Consider the following 23,776-nt stretch of genomic DNA (forward strand, 5'->3'; position numbering starts at 1 on the left):
TCTGGCATATCGCTTAGAGCGATATGCCAAAAAGTGTGCAGCGATTTTTGGCCAAATATCGCGACAAAACAAAAACCTAGAGCATGATGGCGGTTCGACTTAAACGCATCATGCTCTAGCGGTTGACGACCGACCTTACGTCGTAGGCGGCGAAGGTCGCCATGGCCAGGATCTTCGATACCGGATCCGACAGCTGACAGATCTGCACCGGCCGCGACAGGCCCAGCAGCAGCGGGCCGATGACGGTGGCGCCGCCGAGCGCTTCGATGAGGCGCGTCGAGATCGAGGCCGAGTGGATGGCCGGCATGATCAGGACGTTGGCGGGCGCGGTCAGGCGCTGGAACGGATAGTTGGCCCACAGTGCCGGATCGATGGCGACGTCAGGCGGCATCTCGCCTTCGAATTCGAAGTCGACGCCACGCTCCTCCATCAGCTCGACGGCGCGCATGACGCGGTCGGAGCGCTCACCCGAGGGATTGCCGAAGGTCGAGTACGACATGAAGGCGACGCGCGGGGTATGCCCCATGGCGCGCACGGCCATTGCGGCTTCAACGGCGATGTCGCCCAGCTCTTCCGGCGTCGGCAGCTCCGACACGGTCGTGTCGGCGACGAAGATCGTCTTGCCCTTGGCCAGCACGATCGACATGCCCATGATGCGGCCGCCCGGCGCCGGATCGACGACGCGGAGGGTCTCTTCCAGCGCCTGGTCGAACTGGCGCGTCACGCCGGTGACCATGCCGTCGGCATGACCCGAAATCAGCATGGCGGCGGCGAACGAGTTGCGGTCCTGATAGATCAGTCGGTCAACGTCGCGCTTGAGGTAGCCCTTGCGTTGCAGGCGCGAGTAGAGCAGCTGCGAATAGGCGGCGTTGCGGTGGCTGAGGCGGGCATTGATGATCTCGATGCCCTCTTCCTTGGGGTCGATGCCGGCGGCGCGCATATTGGCTTCGACCAGGTTTTCGCGGCCGCACAGGATCGGCGTGCCCAAACCCTGCGCCTTGAAGGCGTGGGCGGCGCGGATGACGCTGATGTCCTCGCCTTCGGCAAAGACGATACGCTTTGAGGGTCGCGAACGCACGGCCGAGGTGATGGTCTGCAGGAAGCCGGCCGACGGATCGAGACGCTGCTCGAGACGTTTCCGATAGGCGTCCATGTCCTCGATCGGCTTGCGCGCCACGCCGGTATCCATGGCGGCCTGGGCAACGAAGGGCGGGATATACCAGATCAGGCGCGGATCGAAGGGCGACGGGATGATATAGTCCTTGCCGAACTTCAGCCGGCGGCCCTGATAGGCGGCGGCCACTTCGTCCGGCACGTCCTCGCGCGCCAGCATGGCCAGGGCCTGGGCCGCGGCAATCTTCATCTCGTGGTTCACCCGGCGGGCGCGCACATCCAGGGCGCCGCGGAAGATGTAGGGGAAGCCCAGGACGTTGTTGACCTGGTTCGGATAGTCCGAACGGCCGGTGGCGACGATGGCGTCGGAACGGACCTTGGCCACGTCTTCCGGCGTGATTTCCGGGTCTGGATTGGCCATGGCGAAGATGATCGGATTGGGCGCCATGGTGGCGACCATGTCGGGCGTCAGCACGCCCTTGGCCGACAGGCCGAGGAACACGTCGGCGCCGACCATGGCTTCGGACAGGGTGCGCTTGGTCGTCCGGGTGGCGTGGACCGATTTCCACTGGTCCATGTCGACCGTGCGGCCTTCATAGACGACGCCGTGGATGTCGACGACCGTGGTGTTTTCCTTTTTGACGCCCAAGGCCTTCACCAGCGACAGCGACGACAGGCCTGCGGCGCCCGCGCCGCACAGCACGACCTTGACGTCCTCGATGCGCTTGCCGGTAATTTCCAGTGCGTTGATCAGGCCGGCGGCCGAGATGATGGCCGTGCCGTGCTGGTCGTCGTGGAAGACCGGGATGTCGGCCATGTCCTGGAGCGCCGCTTCGATGATGAAGCACTCAGGCGACTTGATGTCTTCGAGATTGATGCCGCCGAACGCGCCGGTGATGTTCTTGACGACTGTGATGAACTCGTCGGGGTCTTGCGTCGCCACTTCGATATCGAAACTGTCGATGTCGGCGAAACGCTTGAACAGCACCGACTTGCCTTCCATGACCGGCTTCGACGCCAGGGCGCCCAGATTGCCGAGGCCCAGGATGGCGGTACCATTCGAAATGACCGCGACCATATTGCCCTTGGCCGTATAGTCATAGGCGGCGTCGGGGTTTTCAGCGATGCGCAGCACCGGCACGGCCACGCCCGGCGAATAGGCCAGCGCCAGGTCGCGTTGGGTGGCCATCGGCTTGGTGGGGGCCAGTGCGATCTTGCCGGGAACAGGATGCTGGTGGAGGTGAAGCGCTTCGTCGTCGCTGAAGGTCTGTTTTTCGCTGGCCATTTCTTTTTTCTGCGTCGTTTTTTATTTATGTTAGCGCTCACATTGCCCAAACGCAATGCATAACGTCGGTGCTTTCGGGCATTGTCCCGTATGATGACATACACTACCTTGGCACGCCACGATAGTATACTATTTGTCAATTGTCTGACAAATACTCATATCAGCCTTCCGTCGAGAAATCCACCGGCCTTGTACACACTTTTTGTGTAGATCTCTTCTATGCGGAATCGTTAATACCCGTTAACTTCCGGGCGCCCCGAAAGACTGGATTTGAGCGCCCGTGAACGCAGCCACCGATATGACCCCTGATGCGACCGCGCTGGACCTGGAAGGCGCCACGCCCGTCATGGCGCAGTACCTGCAGACCAAGGTGCAGTATCCCGATGCGATCCTCATGTTCCGCATGGGCGATTTCTACGAGCTGTTCTTCGAGGACGCCGTCACCGCCGCCCAGGCCCTGTCGCTGGCGCTCACAAAGCGCGGCCGCTACAAGGATGAAGATATCCCACTGGCCGGCGTGCCGGTTCACGCCATCGACGCCTATGTCGCCAAGCTGATCCGGCTGGGCCACCGCGTCGCCATCTGCGAGCAGCTGGAGGACCCGGCCGAGGCCAAGAAGCGCGGCTCCAAGTCGGTCGTCAAACGCGGCGTCGTGCGCGTCATCACGCCCGGCACCATTACCGAAGACTCGCTTCTGGAGGCGCGCGGCGCCAACCGGCTGATCGCCCTGTCGAGCCGGGGCGGCGTCATGGCCCTGGCCAGCGTCGAGCTGTCGACCGGCGACGTCGAATGCCTGGAGATCGCGCAGGAAGCCCTGAGCGCCCATCTGTCGGCGCTCAGGCCATCGGAAAGCCTGGTCGCCGACCGCATTCTGCAGGATGAAGGCCTCTATGCGCTTCTGAAAGCGTGCGGCGGCGTCATCCAGCCACAGCCCGGTTCGCTCAGCGATCCGGCCGCCGGTGAGCAGCGCCTGCTCAAGCTCTATGGCGTTTCGACGCTCGACGGTTTCGGCGCGTTCAGCCCGGCCGAGATTTCGGCCCTGGGCATGATCGCCGCCTATATCGACCTGACCCAGGCGGGCAGGCGGCCGGTGCTGAAACCGCCGGTGCGCGTGCTGCAAACCCACTACCTGTCGATCGATGCCGCGACGCGCAACTCGCTCGAGATAGACCGCACCCAGACCGGCCGGCGCGAAGGCAGCCTGATCCAGGCCATCGACTGCACCGTCACCTCAGGCGGCGGCCGGCTCCTGCTGTCGCGCCTGTCGCGGCCGCTCTATCATCCTGACGCTATCAATGCCCGGCTGGATACGGTCGAATGGCTGCTGCCCAGACGCGACATCCGCGACCAGTTGCGACACCTGATGCGCAGTTTGAGCGACCAGGCGCGCGCACTATCGCGTCTCAGCCTCAACCGCGGCGGCCCGCGCGACCTGTGCATCATCCATCAGGCCCTGACGATCGGCGAATCCCTGGCGCACGTGCTGAATGACGCCACGCAGAACCCGGTCATCGATCCGGCCGTGCCCGCCGAGATCGAAGGATTCATTTCAGCGCTGGTGCCATCGCAGGGCACAAGCGCCATGCGCGACCGGCTGGAGCGCGCGCTTGTCGAAGAGCCGCCGCTGTCGTTGCGCGACGGCGGCTTTATCCGCGAAGGCTTTCACGCTGCGCTCGATGAGGCGCGGGGCTTACGCGACGACAGCCGCCAGATCATACTGGCGCTCGAAAGCCGGCTGGCGGCCGAGACCGGCATCGCCATTCGCATCAAGTACAACAATGTGCTGGGCTACTTTATCGAGCTCTCCACCAAGCTCGCCGAACAGCTGCAGGCACAGGACACGCAAAAGCAGTTCATCCACCGCCAGAGCCTGGCCAATCAGATCCGCTTCGTCACCTCCGAACTGGTCGATCTCGATGCCCGCATCCAGCGCGCCGCGTCACAGGCGCTGGGTCTGGAAATGGAGATCTTCGAAGCGCTGCGTGAGGAGGTCCGTCAGCAAGCCGCCGAGGTCCAGGCCGCCCACGACGCCATCTGCGCGCTGGATGTCGCGGTTGCCAATGCCTGCTGGGCCGAGGATTTCGAAGCCGTCCGGCCGCGCGTGGATCAGTCGTCGCGGCTTGAGATATCGCGCGGCCGCCACCCGGTCGTCTGCGCCGTGCTTAAGTCCCAGGGCAAGCCCTTCACGCCCAACGATGTCGACCTCGACGCCACAGGTGCGGCCGCGCCTCGCTTGAGCCTTGTCACCGGTCCGAACATGGCCGGTAAGTCGACCTATCTGCGCCAGAACGCGTTGTTGATCATCATGGCGCAGGCTGGCCTGTTCGTGCCCGCCAAGGCGATGCACCTAGGCGTCGTCGACCGGCTGTTCTCGCGCGTCGGCGCTGGCGACGATTTGGCGCAAGGCCGATCAACCTTTATGATGGAAATGGTCGAAACCGCCGCCATCCTGGCTCAGGCGACAGACCAGTCCTTCGTCATTCTCGATGAAATCGGCCGTGGCACCGCCACCTATGACGGCCTGGCGATCGCCTGGTCGTGCACCGAACACCTGCACGACGCCATCCAGTGCCGGACCCTGTTCGCCACCCACTATCACGAGCTGTCGACGCTGGATAAGCGCCTGAAGTTCGTCAGCAATATCAGCCTGACGGCGCGCGAGCACAATGGCGAGCTGATCTTCCTGCACGAAGCGCGTCCGGGTGCGGCCGACCGGTCCTATGGCGTCCAGGTGGCGCGTCTGGCCGGCATGCCGGGCCACGTCGTCAATCGCGCCCGCGATATCCTGCAACGCCTGGAAGAAGACAACCAGACGAAGCTCCGGCTCGACGACCTGCCGCTGTTTTCGTTCGAGCGTTCAGCGCCCGAGCCGGTCAAATCAGCGCCATCGAAGCTGGAAGCCCTTGTCAAAGGGATCAATCCGGACGATCTAAGCCCCAAGGAAGCCTTGGAAGTCATCTATAATTTACAGAAGATGCTTAAGGATTAAGGCTTCGCGCGTCCTGAAAGGTGCGAAAAGCGCTTTTGGATAAGATGCGCGACAACAAAGGTTTAGAGTGGGTTTATGGACGACGCATCCGATATGCTGACTGCTACGCAAAGCCCGGCGCCGGCGTATCGCATCGATGGCGCGCGCCTGCGTCAGGCCCTGACCGACACCTATGAGGATTCGACCGGCGACAGCTCCGATCTGCGCCGCCGCGCCGTGAAAATTCTCAAGGAAGCCCTTCAACTGTCGCGCGCCGCTATCCTCGACAATATCGACCATAAGGGCGGCCACGCCACGGCCCGCGCCCTGGCCCGCGCGACCGATGAGATCGTCAGCGCGCTATGGGACTTCACGCTTACGCACGTCTATCGCGCTCGCAACCCGACCGAAGGCGAGCGCCTGTCGCTGCTGGCCGTCGGCGGCTATGGCCGTGGCGAACTGGCGCCCCATTCCGATCTCGATCTCCTGTTCCTGCGCGCCTGGAAGGAGACCTCGCACTCGGAATCGGTCATCGAATTCATCCTCTATACCCTGTGGGATCTGGGCCTGAAGGTCGGCCATGCGTCGCGAACCGTCGAGGAGACCATCAAGTACGCGCGCGGCGACCACACCATTATGACCGCCCTGCTCGAACACCGCCAGATCGCCGGCGACAAGGAACTGGTCGAACTGCTGGACCTCAAGCTGGCAACCGAAGGCCTGAAGACGAACATGTTCGACTTTGTCGCCGCCAAGCTGGAAGAGCGCGACGCCCGCCACTTCAAGGCCGGGGCAACGCGCTTCGTTGTTGAGCCCAATCTGAAAGAGGGCAAGGGCGGCCTGCGAGACCTGCACACCCTGTTCTGGATCGCCAAGTACCGCGCCTCGGCCGAGCCCAACCAGAGCGCACAGATTATCGATGAAACGGCGCCCAGGAAATCCAAGGATTCCTGGGGTGTGCTGGATCGCATCCTGACCGACCGCGAACGCCAGATCTTCATGCGCGCCTTCGATTTCCTGTGGAAGGTCCGCATCCTGATCCACGTCACCGCCGGCCGGGGCGAGGAACGCCTGAGCTTCGACCTGCAGCCCGAAATCGCCCGCCGCATGGGCTTTATCGATCGCCAGGGCGAACCCAATGTCGAACGCTTCATGCGCCGCTATTTCATCGTCTCGAAAGAGGTCGGCGCACTGACGCGCGCCTTCTGCACCAAGCTGGAGGCCCAGGACGCCAAGCCTCTGACGCGGCTGTCCAACATGATCCAGTCGGGCCTCATGAACCTGACCAAGGCCGACCACCCTGGCTTCGTCGTCACATCGGGCCGCCTGTCGGTCAATTCGCCCGACATCTTCCAGAAGTCGCCGGTCGCCATGTTCCTGCTATTCAAGATGGCCGACCGGCTAGAGCTTGACCTGCACCCGGACGCCTTTACGGCGATTGCGCGCAACCTGACCCTGGTGACGCCGTCCTTGCGCCGCGACCCGAAGGCGGCGCGGCTGTTCCTCGACCTGCTGGTGCGCGGCCGCAACCCGTACCGCATCCTGAGCCTGATGTCGGAGACCGGGCTTCTGGGCCGCTACATTCCGGAGTTCGGCCGCATCGTCGCCCAGACCCAGTTCAACATGTATCACGCCTATACTGTCGATGAGCATACCCTGCGCGCCATCGACATAATCCACGGCGTCGATACCGGCCGCTACAAGGCCGACCACCCATTAGCCACGGCGATTATGCCGCAGCTGGTCGACAAGGAGAGCCTCTACCTGGCCATGCTGCTGCACGACACCGGCAAGGGTGGCGAGGACGGCCAGGAGATCGGCGGTGAGCGCGCGGCGCGCAAGGCGTGCGAACGTCTGGGCCTGGAGCCGTGGAAGATCGACCAGATTGCCTGGCTGGTGCGCCACCACCTGGTGCTGTCCGACTATGCGCAAAAGCGCGACGTCTCCGATCCGGAGACGGTTGCCAGTTTCGCCCGCATCGTCGAGACGCCCGAACGCCTGCGCCTGCTGCTTATACTCACGGTCGCCGATATCCGCGCCGTCGGCCCTGGCGTGTGGAACGCCTGGAAGGGCCAGCTGATGCGCGACCTGTTTGCCGCCACTGAAAGCGCCTTCCGCGGCGGGCGTGGATCGGATGCGGTCGCAAGCGTGCGCGAAGGCCTCAATGAACGCGCCGAGGCGCGTCGCGAGGAGCTCAGCCAGGACAATGACGACATGGCCGCGTGGCTGGCGACCATGGACGAGAACTACCTGTTCTCCTTCACACCTGAAGACATCCGCAGCCACGCCGATCTTGTCCTGTCGTCGTTCAACGCCGAAGCCGCCGTCCGGGCGCGCATCGACGAAAGCCGCAACGCCACCGCCTTTTCGATCTCGGCCAGCGACCGCCAGGGCCTGTTCGCCGATCTATCGCGCACCTTCGCCAATCTTGGCGCCAACGTCGTCGGCGCGCAGGTCTTTACCTCGTCCGAAGGCAATGCCTTGGACGTCTTCTACGTGCAGGACACACAAGGCCTGCCGTTCGCCCATGACGATCCGCAGCGGCTGAAGCAGGCGGAAAAGCAGCTGGAACAGGCCGCGCTCGGCCAATTGCCGCCAGCAGTCAATTACCGCTCGGCCATGGCGGCCAGGACGGCGGCGTTTGCCATCGCGCCGACCGTGGCGTTTGATGACACCGCCAATGCTGGCGCGACCATCCTGGAAGTGTCCGGCCGCGACCGTCCAGGCCTGCTGGCCGACCTGGTCGAGGCCCTGGCGCGCCTCCACATGGACATCGCCTCGGCGCACATCGATTGCTATGGCGAACGCGCCGTCGACGCCTTCTATGTCACCGACCACTTCAAGAAGGCGCAGCTGACCGCTGGCCAGAAGCAGGCGGTGCGCAAGGCGCTGCTGACAGTGCTGGACCAGCCGGCGGCGGCAAAGGAAAACATCACCCGCGCCCGCGCCAGCCTGGCGAGATAATTCTGCGAGTTGGGTTTCTGAACAACCGATCCAGCCCCCTTCCGTCATTTGCTCTGCAAATGCCACCTTCCCCGTAAACGGGGAAGGAAAAAGCTGATACTACTCATATATTCCTTCCCCGTTTACGGGGAAGGTGGCAGCGAGCGAAAGCGAAGCTGACGGAAGGGGGACCTTATGCCCGCCAAGTCGCCGAGCCTTAGTTCTTTGCAGGTTGCTCGTCCGGCTCATCCCACAGCCTGTCCCACCAGCTGAATTTCAAGATCAGCGTACAGGCCACGGCCAGACCCGCCGTCAGCCAGAACTTCTCCATCTCCTGGATGACCAGGAAGATGGCCGAGGCGGTAAGCGCGGTCTGCCAGACGACACCGATCAGCACATTGACCATGTCGATGGCAAAGTTGCGGTTGGGCTGGGCGTCTGGCTCGTCTTCGCGCAACGCCCTGAGCACCGGGCCCCAGAACCCCCACGGGCGGGTTTTCTTATAGAATTCCTTGAGCGTCGCCATGTCGGTCGGTTTGGTAACCAGCGAGCCGATAATGGCCACTGCCATGCAGGCGATAAACAGCCACGGGAAGGCCGCAAGGGCATCGATCTTCACACCCGTATACTCAAACGGCAGCACCATATAGATGGCCGCCACGACGCCCAGCGCCATGCTCGCGGCATAGCCTGTACCGTTCAGCCTCCACCAATACCATTTGACGACATTGGCGACCGTGTAGCCGCCGTAAAGGCCGGTCGTGATCCAGGTGATGACCTCATTGATCGAGTTGAGCTGCCAGCCAATGAAGGCGGCGATGACGGCAAACAGGAAGGAGGTCAGGTAGCTCAGGCGCACCAGGGTCTTCTGGTCGGCGTCGGGCCGAAAATACTTGCGGTAGATGTCATTGACGACATAGGCGGGCGCGGCGTTCAACGAGGCCGAATAGGTCGCCATGAAGGCCGAGAGCAGGCCAGCCAAAGCGATGCCCAGCAGGCCCGGCGGCATGAATTCATGCACCACCCACGGCAGGATGGCGTCGAAATCACCCGAGAACGGCTTGCCGGCAGCGACGGCGTCCGCCTGAAGCTGCGTCCAGTAGGGGCCGATGAAGACCAGCGCCAGGACCGCCATGCCGGCGATCATCAGGTAGCGCGGGAACAGCAGGACCAGATTGACGAAGCCCGACACCTTGGCGGCTTCGGTCGGCGACTTGGCCGACAGCAGGCGTTGCATGTCGTAGTTGGGAGCAGGTCCCGCCATGGCCTTGAAGAAGCCCTGGAAGATCATCAGGCCCATGAAGATGGCGAACAGGGAATGGCCTTCGTTCTCGATCGTCTTGATGGCCGAAGTCGCGACGACCTTGTTTTCGGGTCTAGCGGCATCCGCCACGCCTTGCCAGTCAAGGCCGAGCGTCCAGCCGAAACCGATCTCGTTCCAGGTGGAGGGCACCGCGGCCTTGAGCATTTCCGGCGTGACCATGGTCATGGCCATCCAGGCAATGGCGACACAGACGATCAACTTGATGAAGAATTGCAGAATCTCGGTCATGACGACCGAGTACATGCCGCCCTTGACCGAATAGACGGTTGTCAGCGCCACGACGATCAGGCCGTAGATCTTGTCGTTGATATGCGGATCGGCCGAGAAGCGCCACGGGCTGAATTCCGCCGCCAGCTTGCCGATGCCCAAAAAGCCAAAGGCCAGCATGCCGACGACCATGATGAGCGCGAAGACGACATTGATCAGGTGCGAGGCGCGCGCGCCCAGGCCATCGCCAAAGCGGAAGGTGATCCATTCGGCGCCCGTCAGCTTGCCCGACCGCCGCAGCCAGACGGCCAGGAAGACCATCAGGAAGATCTGGTTGAAAACCGGCCACAGCCACGGAATGAAGACCGACTTCAGGCCGTAGACGACCAGAAGGCCGACCATCCACATGGTGCCGCCGACGTCGAACATGCCCGACGCATTGCTGAGGCCCAGCACCCACCACGGCAGCTTGTTGCCGGCCAGGAAGTAGTTGCTGAGGTTGCCCGAGGACAGCTTCGCCACCCAGAAACCCAGCGCGATAGTCACTAGGATATAGCCGGCGACTATGGCCAGGTCGATCGGCGCTAATCCTATTGAAGGCTGCGTCATGTGCGTTTCCCCTCGCCTGCTCTTTTGGCAAGCGCTTGTTGTTAACTTCGCGCCCGGCTCAGGCGTTCGTCAAGTTCGATCATGGCCCGACCATTGTGATACGGGCATTTCCACTGTCCGGCCGTGACCTGGGGTGGACGACCCGCCGTTCTGGCGTACCAGGTCCATTCCGAGCCGCCACCGGCGCCAAACTGCGTTTTCAGTACGCGCCACAGCTTTTCGGTAGCGTCGAGATAAGCGCGATTGCGCGTCATCTCCCAGGCATTGACGAAGCCGACCATAGCTTCGGCCTGACCCCACCACTCGCCAGCGGGATCGAGCCGGCCATTGAAATCCTGCTCGTAGGCGATGCTGCCATCCATCATGACGCCGTGCCTTAGTGTCGCTTCAGCTAAGCCGATAACCAGGGGCCTGACACTCGCTGTCAGCGCAGGTTCGCCCAGGACACATGCCGCCTCCCACATCAACCAGCTGGCTTCGATGTCGTGACCGTAGCTGACCGCATGCGTCCGGTCGGTCCAGTCGAGGTCGTAAAACAGGCGCAGATGGTGGGTCCCGGCATCCACAAAGCGGGCGGCAAAGATATCGAGCGCGCGATAAAGCGCGGCATGGCTCAGATCGTCGGGCGCGACACGATGCAGATGCGCATAGGCCTCGACGATATGCAGGTGAGTGTTCATCGTCTTGGGCGCAGCGATGTCCTTGTCCGACAGGCGCGGGTCGTCGAGCGGCAACCAGACGGCGCTGAGCGCCTCGATATAGCCGCCGTGCATCGGCTCCCAGAAGCGCTCTTCGATCTCGCGCTGCAGCCGGCGCGCCATGGCCAGGGCGTCCAGATCCTGGGTGACGCGATAATATTCGGCAAAGGCGTAGACACCGAAGGCCTGGGCGTAGCCTTGCTTCTTGGCATCGATCACCTGGCCTTTGGCGTCAAGCTGCCAATAAAGGCCGCCGTGGTCAGGATCGACAAAAAACTTGCGGATATAGGCGGCCGTGCGGTGCGCCAGCTCCAGCGCTTCAGCTGACTCCAGATAGCTGGCCATGGCGCTGAAGAACCACAGCAGGCGCGTATAGAGAATGACGGCGCGCGGCGCGTCCTTGACCGGCTCTCCGTCGGAGCTGACCTCGCCCCAGAAGCCGCCATTGCCGTCGGGCATGTTGGCCTGCCACCAGTCAAGAATGGCGCGCGCCTCCTGGCGGGCCTCCTGCTGCAAGGTCATGGCCAGGGTATCGGCCATCAGCCGGCAGCCTGTACGAACGCTTCGTTGCGGGCGATCAGGTCGATGCGCTGCTGGGCGCAGGCCGCCGAGGTTAGCGGATCGGCCGGCGTATTACAGCAGTAGTCGACCAGTTGCGCCACCGTCGAGGTCGCGACGTGCAGCCGGGTGTCGGAAGAGGCGTAGTAGATGAAGACCTTGCCGTTGTCCTCGATCCAGCCGTTGGCGAAGGTGACGTTTGAAACGTCACCCACCCGCTCCTCGCCCTCCGGCGCGATGAAATGACCGCCGGGGGCATGGGTGACGACCCACGGCTTTGCCAGGTCCGTCATGAACATGTAGAGCACGTAGCGCAGGCCGGCGGCGGTATTGCGCACGCCATGCGCCAGGTGCAGCCAGCCTTTCGGCGTCTTGATCGGCGTCGGGCCCTGGCCGTTCTTCAGCTCCTTGATGGTGTGGTAGACCTTGTTGTCGACAATGGTCTCTGCGTCGATGACGGCATTGGTCATGTCGTCGCACAGGCCCCAGCCAATGCCGCCGCCCGAACCAACGCTGATGAAGCCATCCTGCGGGCGCGTATAAAGCGCGTACTTGCCGTCGATAAACTCAGGGTGCAGCACGACATTGCGCTGCTGGCCGGAGTTGGTCTTCAGGTCGGGCAGGCGCTCCCAGGCGACCAGGTCCTTGGTACGGGCGATGCCGCATTGCGCGACCGCGGCCGACAGATCGTTCGGCTGGGTCAGGTCCTTGCGCTCGGTGCAGAACAGGCCGTAGATCCAGCCGTCTTCGTGCTGCGTCAGGCGCATGTCATAGACATTTGTGTCTGGTTCGTCTGTCTGGGGCAAGACGACCGGGCGCGGCCAGAAGCGGAAATTGTCGACGCCATTGGGACTTTGCGCGATCGCGAAGAAAGACTTGCGGTCATTGCCCTCGACGCGAACGACGACAAGATACTTGCCGTCCCCGTTATTTGGCCAGAGGATGGCCCCGGCATTGAAGGTCGCGTTTACGCCCAGCCGCTCCATCATGAACGGGTTCGTTTCGGGGTTGAGGTCGTAGCGCCATTCCAATGGTACATGCGCCGCCGTCACCACCGGATTGCCATAGCGGCTATATATGCCATTATCATGGGCCAGGGGTGCATTCGGCCTGGCCAGCAGGGCATCGTGTGCCGTTTTCAACCCGGCCAATCGGTTTACTGCATCGTAGCCCATACGCCTGTTTCCCCGACAGTCAGAGGTTTAAAACAATTTGATTTAATTAATCGCTTTGCACTTAAGCACGTGTATTGTCAAGAGACTCATCGCGCATCTTATCAGTTGGACACATTTTCACGCCCGTAGAATACGGTCAGAAGTTACCTGAAAAAGACCCGGCGTTAAGTCTACATTAACGCCGACGTGCAAACGGTTGCGTAATAATATATTGATGAGAGACCTTTATGCGTAACTTTCTTACCGACCTGAAAGTGCTGAAAAAGATCAGCCTTGCCTTTCTTGTTCTGATTGGCTCAAGCCTCATCGTCAGCGGTGTCTGCTGGACGTCTCTGTCAAAACTGGAAACCACTTCAAAGTGGACAACCCATACGTTCAAAGTGATCTCGTCGCTGAATCAGATCGTCGAGGCCATGGTCAATCAGGAAACCGGCGTCCGCGGCTATCTCGTATCCGGCGACCGCGACTTCCTGGCGCCGAAAATAGCTGGTGAGAAGATGCTTAACGAGGCGCTCAGCTCTGTCCAGACGCTGACGGCCGACAATGCCACCCAGCAAGCGCGTATTGCCGAGGTCAGGGACCTTGCCACCACCTGGGACAGCACGGTCGCCGCCAAGGAAATCGAACTGATGTCCAACCCGGCGACAATAGAGGCCGCGCGCCAGTTGGAAGCTTCGGGCGCCGGTAAGTCGTCCATGGACGCCATCCGCGCCAAGGTCAGCGTGATGATCAGTGAAGAAGCCGCCCTGCTCGAAAAACGCTCGAAGGAGGCGCAGGCCGCGACCATCTTCGCCCGCGTCACCACCATTGCCGGTGGCCTCGTCATTCTGGCTCTTGCCTTTGCCGCGCTGACCGGCCTGCATCGGGTTCTCGTCATGCCGTTGAACGCCCTGACCCGCGCCATGCAAGCGACCGCAGAAGGCCAGGAAGGCTCTGACGTTCCCGGCCAGGAACGCCGCGACGAGCTAGGCGACATGGCCCGCGCTTTCAACGCGAATGCCGAACGTATCGCCCGCCTGGCCGAGGCCCAGCGCGCCAATGAAGACCGCCTGGCCGTCGAACGCCGCAACGCCATGCTGACCATGGCCGACAATTTCGAAAAATCGGTCGGCGGCGTCGTCTCGCTCGTCTCGTCGGCGGCAACCGAAATGCAGGCGACGGCCAGCCAGCTGACCTCGACCGCGCAGGAGACCTCGGTCCAGGCGCAGTCCGTATCGGCAGCCGCCGAGGAAGCCGGCACCAATGTAACCTCGGTCGCCAGTTCGGCCGAGGAACTGGGTGCATCGATCAGCGAGATCGGCCGTCAGGTTGAACGGTCGGCAGAGAAGTCCAAGCTGGCCGTGCGCCAAGCCCAGGCGACCTCGACCGTCGTCAAGGAACTGAGCGAAGCCGCCACGCGCATCAACGACATCGTCGCCATGATTTCGGGCATTGCCTCCCAGACCAACCTCCTGGCGCTCAATGCCACCATTGAATCGGCGCGCGCCGGCGAAGCCGGAAAGGGGTTCGCTGTCGTCGCCTCGGAAGTGAAGACCTTGGCATCGCAGACTTCGCGCGCCACCGACGAGATTTCGGTCCAGATCGCCAATATCCAGAATACGACCGCGCGGGCGGTCGACGCCATCGGAGCGATAACCAGCTCGATCGTTGAAATCGACGAAGTCTCGAACGCCATCGCTGCCGCGGTCGACCAGCAGGCCGCCGCGACCAATGAGATCGTCCAGGCGGTCACCCTGGCTTCGAGCGGCACCACCGAGGTGACATCGAACATCACCGGTGTTGCCCGGTCGGCCGAAGAAACCGGTGCCGGCGCGTCGCAGGTCCTGTCCGCCTCCTCGGAATTGGCCGATCAGGCCGCCATGTTGTCTAATGAAGTACAGAACTTCCTGTCGACCGTCCGGGCGGCTTAAAAGCCAAAGCTAAAAAGCCTCCCGGCCGGTGATCGGCCCGGGAGGTTTTCGGGCGCCTTGCCCACTCAGTCGAACAGCGTCGCCAGGCCGACGATTTCCAGGTCGCGCGCCTGGGTCTGATAGACCGGCACGTCGGACACGTAGTTGCTGAGTCGGCCCTTGTCCGCATACCGCTTGCAGAAAACGGCCGGATCAAAAAGATCGCCCAGCAGGTCCATCAAGTCGCCAGTCAGGTAGATACCGCCGCGCGCACCCAGCATCAGGGCGACATCCGACGCCATGGCCGCCAGCCAGCCGCTGCACATGGCAATGGCTTCGAGCGCGACGGGATCGCCGATATTCGCGAGCGCAATGACCTCTTCCGGCGTGTTGGCCTGGCTGTCGCCGCCGTCGACCGTATTCAACGCTTGGAACAGTTCGACCAGGCCCGTCAGGGAAATGACGAATTCCCGCGCCACATGGCCATGCTTTTCCTTGAGTACGTTATAGACCTGCCATTCGCGATCGCTGGTGACGGGCAGGTCGGAGTGTCCGCCTTCGCATGGAATGGCGGCCCAGTTGCCGGCGCCGTCGGGCGCCAGCGCCGCCAGGCCCAGGCCGTGGTGCGGCCCCAGCACCGCCATGACCTGTTCTTCCAGGGGCTCGTCGCCGCACAGCTTCACGCTTTCGTCCTTGCGCAGGCGCGGTATGGCCAGGGCGCGGGCAACGAAATTGTTGACCAGGTTGACGCGCTGGATCGACAGGAGATGGCGGACATCGTCGCGGCCGAGCTTCAGCAGCCCCTTTTCCGGCAGCTGGATCGCGCCGTGACGTTCCCAGCCGCGCGACGACAGGGCCGCGCCGATCAGCTTGGGGCGATCGTGGGCCGCCAGAAAATCCAGCACCGCCTCATCGAAATCCTTCTTGCCGGAGCAGGAGTAGAGGGTGGCGTCGCTGGGGCGGCGGCCGGGTGTACCCAGGGCCAGCTTCATGTAGGAGCCGAAGGAGAAGTCACAAAGAAGGATGTGATCCGTCATAGCGGTCCCGGTAAATCGGATGATCAGGAAAATAATTTGGTAAATTAAGGCAGCGAGAAAGGAAAGCGCTAGAATGCCTGGTCGCGTTTTTTCCGGGACCGGATCAATCGAACAAGGTTGCCAGGCCGATCACTTCCATGTCCGGCGCAAGCGTCCGGAACACCGGAATATCGCGGACATATTCGCTAAGCCGGCCCTTGTCCTGATAGCGGGCGATGAAGGCATCGACGTCAAACAGGTCGCCGATCAAGTCGAAATAGTCACCCGTCAGATAGATGCCGCCGCGCGATCCGGTAATCAGCGCCACGTCCGACGCCATGACCGCCAGCCAGTTCATCGACAGATTTATGACCTGAAGCGCGCGATCGTCGCCGGTTACGGCGCGGGCAACGACCTCCTCCGGTCCGGGCGCGGCAGAGTCGTCGCCATCGCCCGCGGCCAGCGCACGCCAGACATCGACGAGGCCCGGGATCGAGATGACGCGCTCACGCGATACGTGACCGTATTTGGCCGCCAGGAATTTATAGACGTCGTATTCCAGCTGGCTGTCGATCGTCAGGTCCGAGTGTCCGCCTTCGCAAGGCATGGCGGTATAGCCGCCCATGCCGTCCGGCGCCAGGCTGGCCTGGCCTAAGCCGCTGTGGGAATTGATGAGTGTTATGACCTGCTCGGCCATCTCCTCGCCGCCGCAGATCTTCACGCGCTCGTCTCCCCCAAGGCGCGGGATGGCCAGGGCCTTGGCGACGCAGTCATTGACAAGGTTAAGGCGCTGAACGCCCAGGAATTCGCGCATGTCGGCGCGCCCGACCTGGAACTTATGGTTCGGCATGGCCATGACGCCATGCTGCTCCCAGCCGCCGGCGGAAATGGCCGCGCCCTTGAGCGCCGGCTTTCCCTGAGCGTCCAGGAAATTGCTGATGGCCGTCTTGAAGTCCTCGAGGCTGTCGCAGGTGTAGTGCGTCGACTCGTCCGGCCGGCCGCCCCTCGGCGCCAGAGCAAGCTTCATGTAGAGGCCATTGCTGATGTCACTCAGCAGCACTTGGTCAGCCATTTCCGTGCCTTGTAAACGTTTCCGGACTTTTTATGTTTTATTTTATTTAACTACGAAAGGTTAATTTTGGGTACTTGATATTTAGCGGCCAAGGGCCCAATGACCACGGACAGAAAGGCTTGCCATGTCCGTCTCCGCCAAGATCTGTGGTATTTCCACCCTTTCCGCCGCCCAAACGGCGATTGCGGAAGGCACAGCCTTTCTCGGCTTTATTCATTTCGCCAAAAGCCCGCGCCATCTCGACCTGACAGCGATGTCGGAGCTGATGCTATCGCTTCGGGCATCCGGCGCAACACAAAAGCTGGTGAGCGTCGTCGTCGATCCTGACGATGCCATGATTGAAGCGCTGCGCGATCATGTCAAACCCGACCTTATACAGTTGCACGGCAAGGAAACGCCGGACCGCGTCGCTCAGGTCCGCCAGGCGATGGGCATTCCCGTCGTCAAGGCGCTCAGCCTCAGCGAAGCCGCCGACCTGACCGCCGCGCAGGCCTTCGACAATGTGGCCGACTATCTGCTGTTCGACGCCAAGCCGCCCAAGGACGCAAGCCTGCCGGGCGGTCTCGGCCTTAGCTTCGACTGGACATTGCTGACCGGCTATGCAGGCGAAAAGCCATGGTTCCTGGCCGGCGGCCTTACGCCCGATAATGTCGCAGAAGCCGTTACGATAAGCGGTGCAAAATACGTCGATGTCTCCTCAGGCGTTGAATCGGCGCCCGGAGTGAAGGACCCCAATCTGATTTCGGGCTTCCTTCGTACTGTAAAAGCGCTATAACGCTGGCTCTTTTTTCGCCAACCCTTCTTTTATAAGGACTTTGTTCAGTGAACGACGCCGTTCTCCGCTCCAACGCCTATAGCCAGCCCGATGCAAAGGGCCGCTTTGGTGAATTCGGCGGTCTCTATGTGCCTGAGACCCTGATGCCCCTGGTGCTGGAACTGAACGAAGCCTGGCAAGTCGCGCGCAATGATCCAGCTTTCTGGTCCGAGTACCATTCGCTGCTGAAGTTCTTCGTTGGCCGTCCCAGCCCGCTCTATTTCGCCGAGCGCCTGACCGAGCATTTCGGCGGGGCCAAGATCTACTTCAAGCGCGAAGAGCTGAATCACACCGGCGCGCACAAGATCAACAACTGCATCGGCCAGGTTTTGATGGCCAAGCGCATGGGCCGCACCCGCATCATCGCCGAAACCGGCGCGGGTCAGCACGGCGTCGCGTCCGCCACCGTCTGCGCCCGCTTCGACCTGCCGTGCATCGTCTATATGGGTGCGCTCGACGTCGAACGTCAGAAGCCGAACGTCTTCCGCATGAAGCTGCTCGGCACAGAGGTCGTGCCGGTCATCAACGGCAACGGCACGCTGAAGGACGCCATGAACGAGGCCCTGCGCGACTGGGTCACCAACGTCCACGACACCTACTATATGATTGGCACAGCCGCCGGCATGCACCCCTACCCGGAAATGGTCCGCGAATTCCAGACCGTCATCGGCAAGGAAACGCGCCAGCAGATACTGGAACTGGAAGGCCGCCTGCCCGACGCCGTCATCGCGGCCGTCGGCGGCGGATCGAACGCCATCGGCATGTTCCACCCGTTCATCGACGACGAAAGCGTCAAGATCGTCGGCGTCGAAGCCGCCGGTCATGGCCTGGACGTCTATAACGGCCATGCCGCCTCGCTGAACGGCGGCCGTCCGGGCGTGCTCCACGGCAACCGCACCTACCTGCTGCAGGACGACGATGGCCAGATCCTGGAAGGCCATTCGATCTCGGCCGGCCTCGACTATCCCGGAATCGGCCCTGAGCACGCCTATCTGTTCGACATCGGCCGTGCGAAATACGTCACCGCCACCGACCAGGACGCGCTCGAAGCCTTCGCCCTGACCTCCAAGCTGGAAGGCATCATTCCGGCTTTAGAATCGTCGCACGCCATCGCACGCGTCGGCGACCTGGCAAAAGAAGTCGGCAAGGGCGGTATCGTCGTGCTCAACCTGTCGGGTCGCGGCGACAAGGACATCTTCACTGTCGCCAAGGCGATGGGCGAAACCATGGGGGGAATGTAAATGCCGGTTTCGCGCATAGACACACGCTTTGCCGATCTTAAGGCTCAGAACAAAGGTGCTTTTGTCGCCTACATCATGGCCGGCGATCCCGACCTTGAGACCTCTTTCGAACTGTTGAAAGGCCTGCCGGCCGCCGGCGCCGACCTGATCGAGCTCGGTTTTCCCTTCTCCGATCCGATGGCGGAAGGTCCGACCATTCAGCGCGCCGCTGAACGGTCCTTGAAAAACGGCACCAAGATCAAGGACGTGTTTGAACTGGTCCGCCGCTTCCGTGAGATCGACCAGGATACGCCGATCATCCTGATGGGCTACATGAACCCGGTCGAGTCGCGCGGCTATGCTAACTGGGCGGCCAGCATGCGCGAAGTGGGCGCCGACGGCCTGATCGTCGTTGACTGCCCGCCGGAAGAAGCCGACGGTCTGACCGACGCCCTGGACACCGAAGACCTGGCGCTGATTCGCCTGGCGACGCCGACGAGCGACGACAACCGCCTGCAAACCCTGGTGCGGCGCACGCGCGGGTTTATCTATTACGTGTCCGTCGCCGGGGTGACCGGCGTCAAGGAGGCCGACGCCAACGCCATTGCTGCCCCGGTATCACGCGTTCGTGAAGCTGGCGGCCTCCCAGTGGCCGTAGGCTTCGGAATCCGAACGCCGGAAAGGGCTGCCGAGGTGGCGCGCGTCGCGGACGCCGCTGTCGTGGGTTCCGCGCTGGTTGAAGAAATCAAGAATTCTTTACCCCAATTAACGGACGTTAAGACAAAAGTACTGGAAAAGGCCGCAAATTTGGCTCACGCTGTTCACACGGCGCGATGAACCATAATTAGGCAGTCGCAGGAGTAGCAAAGACATATGGCAATGGCTGATTCCACCAAGGGTCCGAAGCTTCCGCCCGCCGCCAAGCCCGCCGAACGCCGTGAGCGTGGCGGGTGGCTGGCCAAGATCGCGCCCGGCGTCTCCAAGCTGGTCAATCGCCGTGGCGAAACCCCGGAAAACCTCTGGGTCAAGGATCCCGACACCGGTGATATGATCTATCGTTCGGACCTGGAAGCCGCCCTGTGGGTGACGCCTTCCGGCCGCCATATGCGCATCGGCCCGGCCGCGCGCATGAAATACACCTTCGATGACGGCCAGTTCGAAAGCCTGCCGACACCGGACGTGGTTGAGGACCCGCTGCATTTTTCCGACGGCAAGGCTTATAGCGAGCGCCTGAAGCAGGCGCGTGCGGCGACCGGCGAAAAGGACGTCATGGCCATCGGCTATGGCAAGGTCCAGGGCGTGGACTGCATCGTGCTGGTTCAGGACTTCGCCTTCATGGGCGGGTCTCTCGGCATGGCGGCCGGTGAAGGCTTTATCGCCGCCGCCAAGGCCGCGATCGAACGCAAGTGCCCGATGGTCGCCTATACGGCCGCCGGCGGCGCCCGCATGCAGGAAGGCGCCTTGTCGCTGATGCAGATGGCGCGCACGACCCTGGCCATCAATGAAATGAAGGCGGCGCAGCTGCCCTATATCGTCGTGCTGACCGACCCGACCACCGGCGGTGTCACGGCGTCCTACGCCATGCTGGGTGATATCCACCTGGCCGAGCCCGGTGCGTTGATCGGCTTTGCCGGTCCGCGCGTTATCGAAACGACGATCCGTGAAAAGCTGCCGGAAGGCTTCCAGCGTTCGGAATACCTGGTCGAAAAGGGTATGGTCGACCGCGTGGTGCCGCGCTCGGAGCTGCCGGAAGTGCTGGGCGCCTTGATGTCGATGCTGATGAGCGGGCGTCGTAAGGCCGCATAGATAAGTATCGGGGTTTGGGGCCTGAGGCCCAAAGTCTTCCTGAACCAAACGAAAGCCCCGCCCCCTTAAGGACGAGGGCTTTTCTTTTGGTCTGAGAAAGGTTTGTGGGGTCGCGGACCCCACACCCCGATACATGTCCTAGCACCTTAATTTTGAGCGCATTTCCATGTAGGCTCATGGTATCGAGGACATGCCATGCGTAATCTATTTTCTGCCCTGCTCATCGTCGCTCTCCTAATTCCCCTGCCCGCCCTGGCGCAGGAACAAACCTCGGCTGAGGAAGAGTGGGACCCGAACGCCGTCGTCATCACCAAGCGCTATCCCGGCCCGGCGTTGTGGCGCGTCAAGCGTGGCGACTCGGAGGTCTATATTCTGGGCGGCCTGCCCGTCATGGTCCGCCGCTACGACTGGGACCGCACGCGCATGGGCAAGATCCTCGACCGCGCCAACGTGCTGCTGACCGGACCCGAAGCCAAGGCCGGACCAATCGCCTTTACCCGCTGGCAGTTCGCCAAGGGCAATGGTCCGTTCAAATCGCTTTATGATGTCCTGCCTGGCAAGACAGGCGGCAAGTTCTGGCGTATCGCGGAGAAGAACGGTCTCGATCCCAAGGACTACAAGGACTATTCGCCCGTCTACGCCGTCATGAAGCTGCGCGAGGATGTCTATGAAAAACATGGCCTCAGCACCAATGACCCGGAAAAAATGCTGATCTTCATGGCGCGCGACCGCAAAACACCGATGAGGCCCGTGGCCAAATACTCGGCCTCCAGCCTGATCGGCAAGCTGGGTGACATGAGCAAGGAGGCGCGTAACGCGTGTGTCGCCTCAACGCTCAACGAGATCGACTTCGCCACAAGCCATGCAAAAAAAGCCATGACGGCTTGGGCTAACGCCGATCTCCTGACCGCACGCGCCAATTCGCCCAGCTCCGCGACCCTGGCCTGCCTGGAAGGGGCATCCTCGACCCGCGCCATGCTCGACCGCGCCACGGACGACACGGTGTCGGCCATCGACGCGGCCCTGGCCAAGCCCGGCAAGAGCGTCATCGCCGTTCCCTTAAGCGTCCTTCTGCGACCCGATGGCGCGCTGGAGCGGTTGAAAGCCAAGGGCGACGACATTTCCGAACCGGAGATGTGATGGACAGGCTCGTCTAACCAGATTTTTTACTGGTCGCATGCTTGGCCCGAAAAACCGGTTTCCACTTTTTCGGAGCATGCTTTAAAGCCTGCCACATGACCGACCGCCTCCTGCCCTTCGACGCGCCGCTGGAACGGCTGAAAGCCCTGCACCCCAAGCTGATCGATCTCAATCTCGATCGTATGCTGCGGGTGTGCGCGGCGCTGGGTGATCCGCAGGACAAGCTGCCACCCGTCGTCCATGTCGCGGGAACAAACGGCAAGGGCTCGACCCTGGCCTATTTGCGCGCCATGGGCGAAGCACAAGGCTTGCGCGTTCATGTCTATACGTCGCCGCATCTGGTGCGCTTTGCTGAGCGTATCCGGCTGGCAGGCAAGCTGATCAACGACGACTATCTGACCGATGTGCTCAACCGCGTCGAAATCGCCAACTATGGCCAACCCCTGACCTTCTTCGAGTCGACGACCGCCGCGGCCTTCCTGGCCTTTTCCGAAACGCCGGCGGACCTGCTGCTGCTGGAAACGGGCCTGGGCGGGATGCTCGACGCCACCAATATCGTCACCCACCCGAAGCTGACGATCATCACGCCGATCGACTACGACCATCAGGGCTTTTTGGGCGATGAACTGAACCAGATTGCGCGCCAGAAGGCCGGTATTTTCAAGCGTGGCACCCCCGCCCTGTCATCGCGTCAGCCCGACGAAGCCGCCGCCGCCCTGGAACGGCAGGCGCTGAAACTCGGCGTGACGCTGACTTCAATGGGTGAAGGCTTCGACGCATGGTCCGAACACGGACGATTGGCATTTCAGGACGAGGACGCGTTCTATGACCTGTCGCTCCCGCGTCTGGCCGGCGCGCATCAGATTGGCAATGCCGGGGTAGCGGTCAAGGCTGCGCTGATGCTGGGTCTGACGCCCGAAGCCATTGACAAGGGACTGCAAACCGTTACCTGGCCCGGGCGACTGCAACAGATCAAGGCTGGACCGCTATTTGAGGCCCTGTCCGATCCCGCGTCCGAACTGTGGCTCGACGGCGGGCATAACCCCCATGCCGCACGGGCGCTGCGAAACTTCATCGATGGGCTACAGCTGCGCGATCCCAAGCCCTTGCAGGTCATCTGTGGTCTGATCAATACCAAGGACGGCGGCGAGTTCTTCGCGTCGTTCGAAGGCCTCGACGCGCGCTTTGCCTGCGTCGGCTTCTCATCCGACGCCGCCATTGCGCCCGCTGATCTGGTCGCTGCCGCAAAAAGCAAAGGGCTCGAAGCGGTCGTCGCCTCAAGCCCTCTGGATGTCATTTCCGCCTTGCCCGACAGCGCCCACCGCGTATTAATCTGCGGTTCGCTCTATCTGGCCGGCGATGTCCTGGCGATGTCGCCGGACACGTGGCCTGTCTAGTTCCCTCTCCCCGTTTACGGGGAGAGGGTTAGGGAGAGGGGCAATCGGACAGAGCGACATGCGCGGAAACAGTTTTAGCCCCTCATCCGGTCCTACGGACCACCTTCTCCCCGGCCTCGCCGGCAGGCAAAGAGGGGAGAAGGGAAGATCACGCGATCGAGTTTTCGCCCAACCACTCCAACAATTTGGCTTTGGGCATGGCGCCGACCTTCATCGAGGTCATCTGGCCATTCTTGAACAGGATCATGGTCGGGATGCCACGCACGCCGAAGCGCGATGGGGTCATTGGCGAGTCTTCGATGTTGAGCTTGGCGATCTTGACCTTTTCGCCCAGGCCTTCGGCGACTTCTTCCAGAATTGGCGCGATCTGCTTACACGGCCCGCACCACTCCGCCCAGAAATCGACCAACACCGGAGTGTCGGACTTCAGCACGTCGGCTTCAAACGATTCGTCGGTAATCTTGTGGGTGCCCATGATGGCTTTCCTTTCGCAGCACGTGCTGCACTCTCAAACGTGAAAGATATGTAATTGTCGCCGTGTC

Annotated in this window: 16 protein-coding genes; 9 read left to right on the forward strand and 7 right to left on the reverse strand. The window is 62.1% G+C overall.

Annotated elements, in window-relative coordinates; all coding sequences use genetic code 11:
- Nucleotides 1-115 precede the first annotated feature (115 nt).
- Nucleotides 116-2,398 carry an NADP-dependent malic enzyme gene (locus J2X24_RS11930; RefSeq protein WP_209721576.1) on the reverse strand — a complete coding sequence of 761 codons (2,283 nt, stop codon included), beginning with the start codon at nucleotides 2,396-2,398 and terminating at the stop codon, nucleotides 116-118.
- A 280-nt stretch (nucleotides 2,399-2,678) separates the two neighbouring features.
- Between J2X24_RS11930 and mutS the strand changes: the two genes are divergently transcribed.
- The gene (gene mutS, locus J2X24_RS11935) at nucleotides 2,679-5,387 is read left to right on the forward strand and encodes a DNA mismatch repair protein MutS (protein WP_404977823.1); all 2,709 of its coding nucleotides are present in this window, start codon (nucleotides 2,679-2,681) and stop codon (nucleotides 5,385-5,387) included.
- 75 nt (nucleotides 5,388-5,462) lie between these two features.
- A complete protein-coding gene (locus J2X24_RS11940; protein WP_245344647.1) occupies nucleotides 5,463-8,330 on the forward strand; it encodes a [protein-PII] uridylyltransferase in 2,868 nt (955 codons plus the stop codon).
- A 196-nt stretch (nucleotides 8,331-8,526) separates the two neighbouring features.
- On the opposite strand, the gene J2X24_RS11945 is transcribed toward J2X24_RS11940, so the two are convergent.
- From J2X24_RS11945 to J2X24_RS11955, 3 genes are read right to left on the reverse strand one after another with little or no spacing between them, the layout of a single operon-like run.
- Entirely contained in the window at nucleotides 8,527-10,449 is a 1,923-nt protein-coding gene (locus tag J2X24_RS11945) for a sodium:solute symporter family protein (RefSeq protein WP_209721579.1), read from the reverse strand.
- Between the two features lie 41 nt (nucleotides 10,450-10,490).
- A complete protein-coding gene (locus tag J2X24_RS11950) occupies nucleotides 10,491-11,687 on the reverse strand; it encodes an AGE family epimerase/isomerase (RefSeq protein WP_245344648.1) in 1,197 nt (398 codons plus the stop codon).
- On the reverse strand, nucleotides 11,687-12,880 hold the full coding sequence (locus tag J2X24_RS11955) for a glycoside hydrolase family 130 protein (protein WP_209721584.1): 1,194 nt from the start codon (nucleotides 12,878-12,880) through the stop codon (nucleotides 11,687-11,689). The genes J2X24_RS11950 and J2X24_RS11955 overlap by 1 nt, the downstream gene beginning before the upstream one ends.
- Before the next feature lie 227 nt (nucleotides 12,881-13,107).
- Here J2X24_RS11955 and J2X24_RS11960 point away from each other — a divergent pair, with 227 nt between their 5' ends.
- A complete protein-coding gene (locus J2X24_RS11960; RefSeq protein ID WP_209721587.1) occupies nucleotides 13,108-14,790 on the forward strand; it encodes a methyl-accepting chemotaxis protein in 1,683 nt (560 codons plus the stop codon).
- Nucleotides 14,791-14,855: 65 nt separating this feature from the next.
- Here the strand turns inward: J2X24_RS11960 and J2X24_RS11965 are convergent, their stop codons facing one another.
- On the reverse strand, nucleotides 14,856-15,806 hold the full coding sequence (locus tag J2X24_RS11965) for a glucokinase (protein ID WP_209721590.1): 951 nt from the start codon (nucleotides 15,804-15,806) through the stop codon (nucleotides 14,856-14,858).
- A 103-nt stretch (nucleotides 15,807-15,909) separates the two neighbouring features.
- Nucleotides 15,910-16,857: a glucokinase gene (locus tag J2X24_RS11970; protein WP_209721593.1), complete on the reverse strand. Its 948-nt coding sequence runs from the start codon at nucleotides 16,855-16,857 to the stop codon at nucleotides 15,910-15,912.
- Between the two features lie 124 nt (nucleotides 16,858-16,981).
- On the opposite strand from J2X24_RS11970, the gene J2X24_RS11975 reads away from it, so the two are divergent.
- From J2X24_RS11975 to J2X24_RS12000, 6 genes are all read left to right on the forward strand, one after another.
- Complete coding sequence (locus tag J2X24_RS11975) at nucleotides 16,982-17,632, forward strand: phosphoribosylanthranilate isomerase (protein ID WP_209721596.1); 651 nt, start codon at nucleotides 16,982-16,984, stop codon at nucleotides 17,630-17,632.
- A gap of 47 nt (nucleotides 17,633-17,679) precedes the next feature.
- Nucleotides 17,680-18,912 (forward strand): tryptophan synthase subunit beta, encoded by a 1,233-nt coding sequence (gene trpB, locus J2X24_RS11980; RefSeq protein ID WP_209721598.1) that lies wholly within the window; start codon nucleotides 17,680-17,682, stop codon nucleotides 18,910-18,912.
- Nucleotides 18,913-19,728, forward strand: coding sequence for a tryptophan synthase subunit alpha (gene trpA, locus J2X24_RS11985; RefSeq protein WP_209721601.1), 816 nt, complete (start codon nucleotides 18,913-18,915; stop codon nucleotides 19,726-19,728).
- A gap of 36 nt (nucleotides 19,729-19,764) precedes the next feature.
- The gene (locus tag J2X24_RS11990) at nucleotides 19,765-20,697 is read left to right on the forward strand and encodes an acetyl-CoA carboxylase carboxyltransferase subunit beta (protein WP_209721604.1); all 933 of its coding nucleotides are present in this window, start codon (nucleotides 19,765-19,767) and stop codon (nucleotides 20,695-20,697) included.
- 195 nt (nucleotides 20,698-20,892) lie between these two features.
- Nucleotides 20,893-21,837, forward strand: coding sequence for a TraB/GumN family protein (locus J2X24_RS11995; protein WP_209721607.1), 945 nt, complete (start codon nucleotides 20,893-20,895; stop codon nucleotides 21,835-21,837).
- A 95-nt stretch (nucleotides 21,838-21,932) separates the two neighbouring features.
- Complete coding sequence (locus J2X24_RS12000) at nucleotides 21,933-23,234, forward strand: bifunctional folylpolyglutamate synthase/dihydrofolate synthase (RefSeq protein WP_209721610.1); 1,302 nt, start codon at nucleotides 21,933-21,935, stop codon at nucleotides 23,232-23,234.
- Nucleotides 23,235-23,382: 148 nt separating this feature from the next.
- On the opposite strand, the gene trxA is transcribed toward J2X24_RS12000, so the two are convergent.
- Nucleotides 23,383-23,709, reverse strand: coding sequence for a thioredoxin (gene trxA, locus J2X24_RS12005; RefSeq protein ID WP_192620519.1), 327 nt, complete (start codon nucleotides 23,707-23,709; stop codon nucleotides 23,383-23,385).
- Nucleotides 23,710-23,776: the final 67 nt, after the last annotated feature.

The organism is Asticcacaulis solisilvae (genome assembly GCF_017875235.1).
Taxonomy (GTDB): Bacteria; Pseudomonadota; Alphaproteobacteria; order Caulobacterales; family Caulobacteraceae; genus Asticcacaulis; species Asticcacaulis solisilvae_A.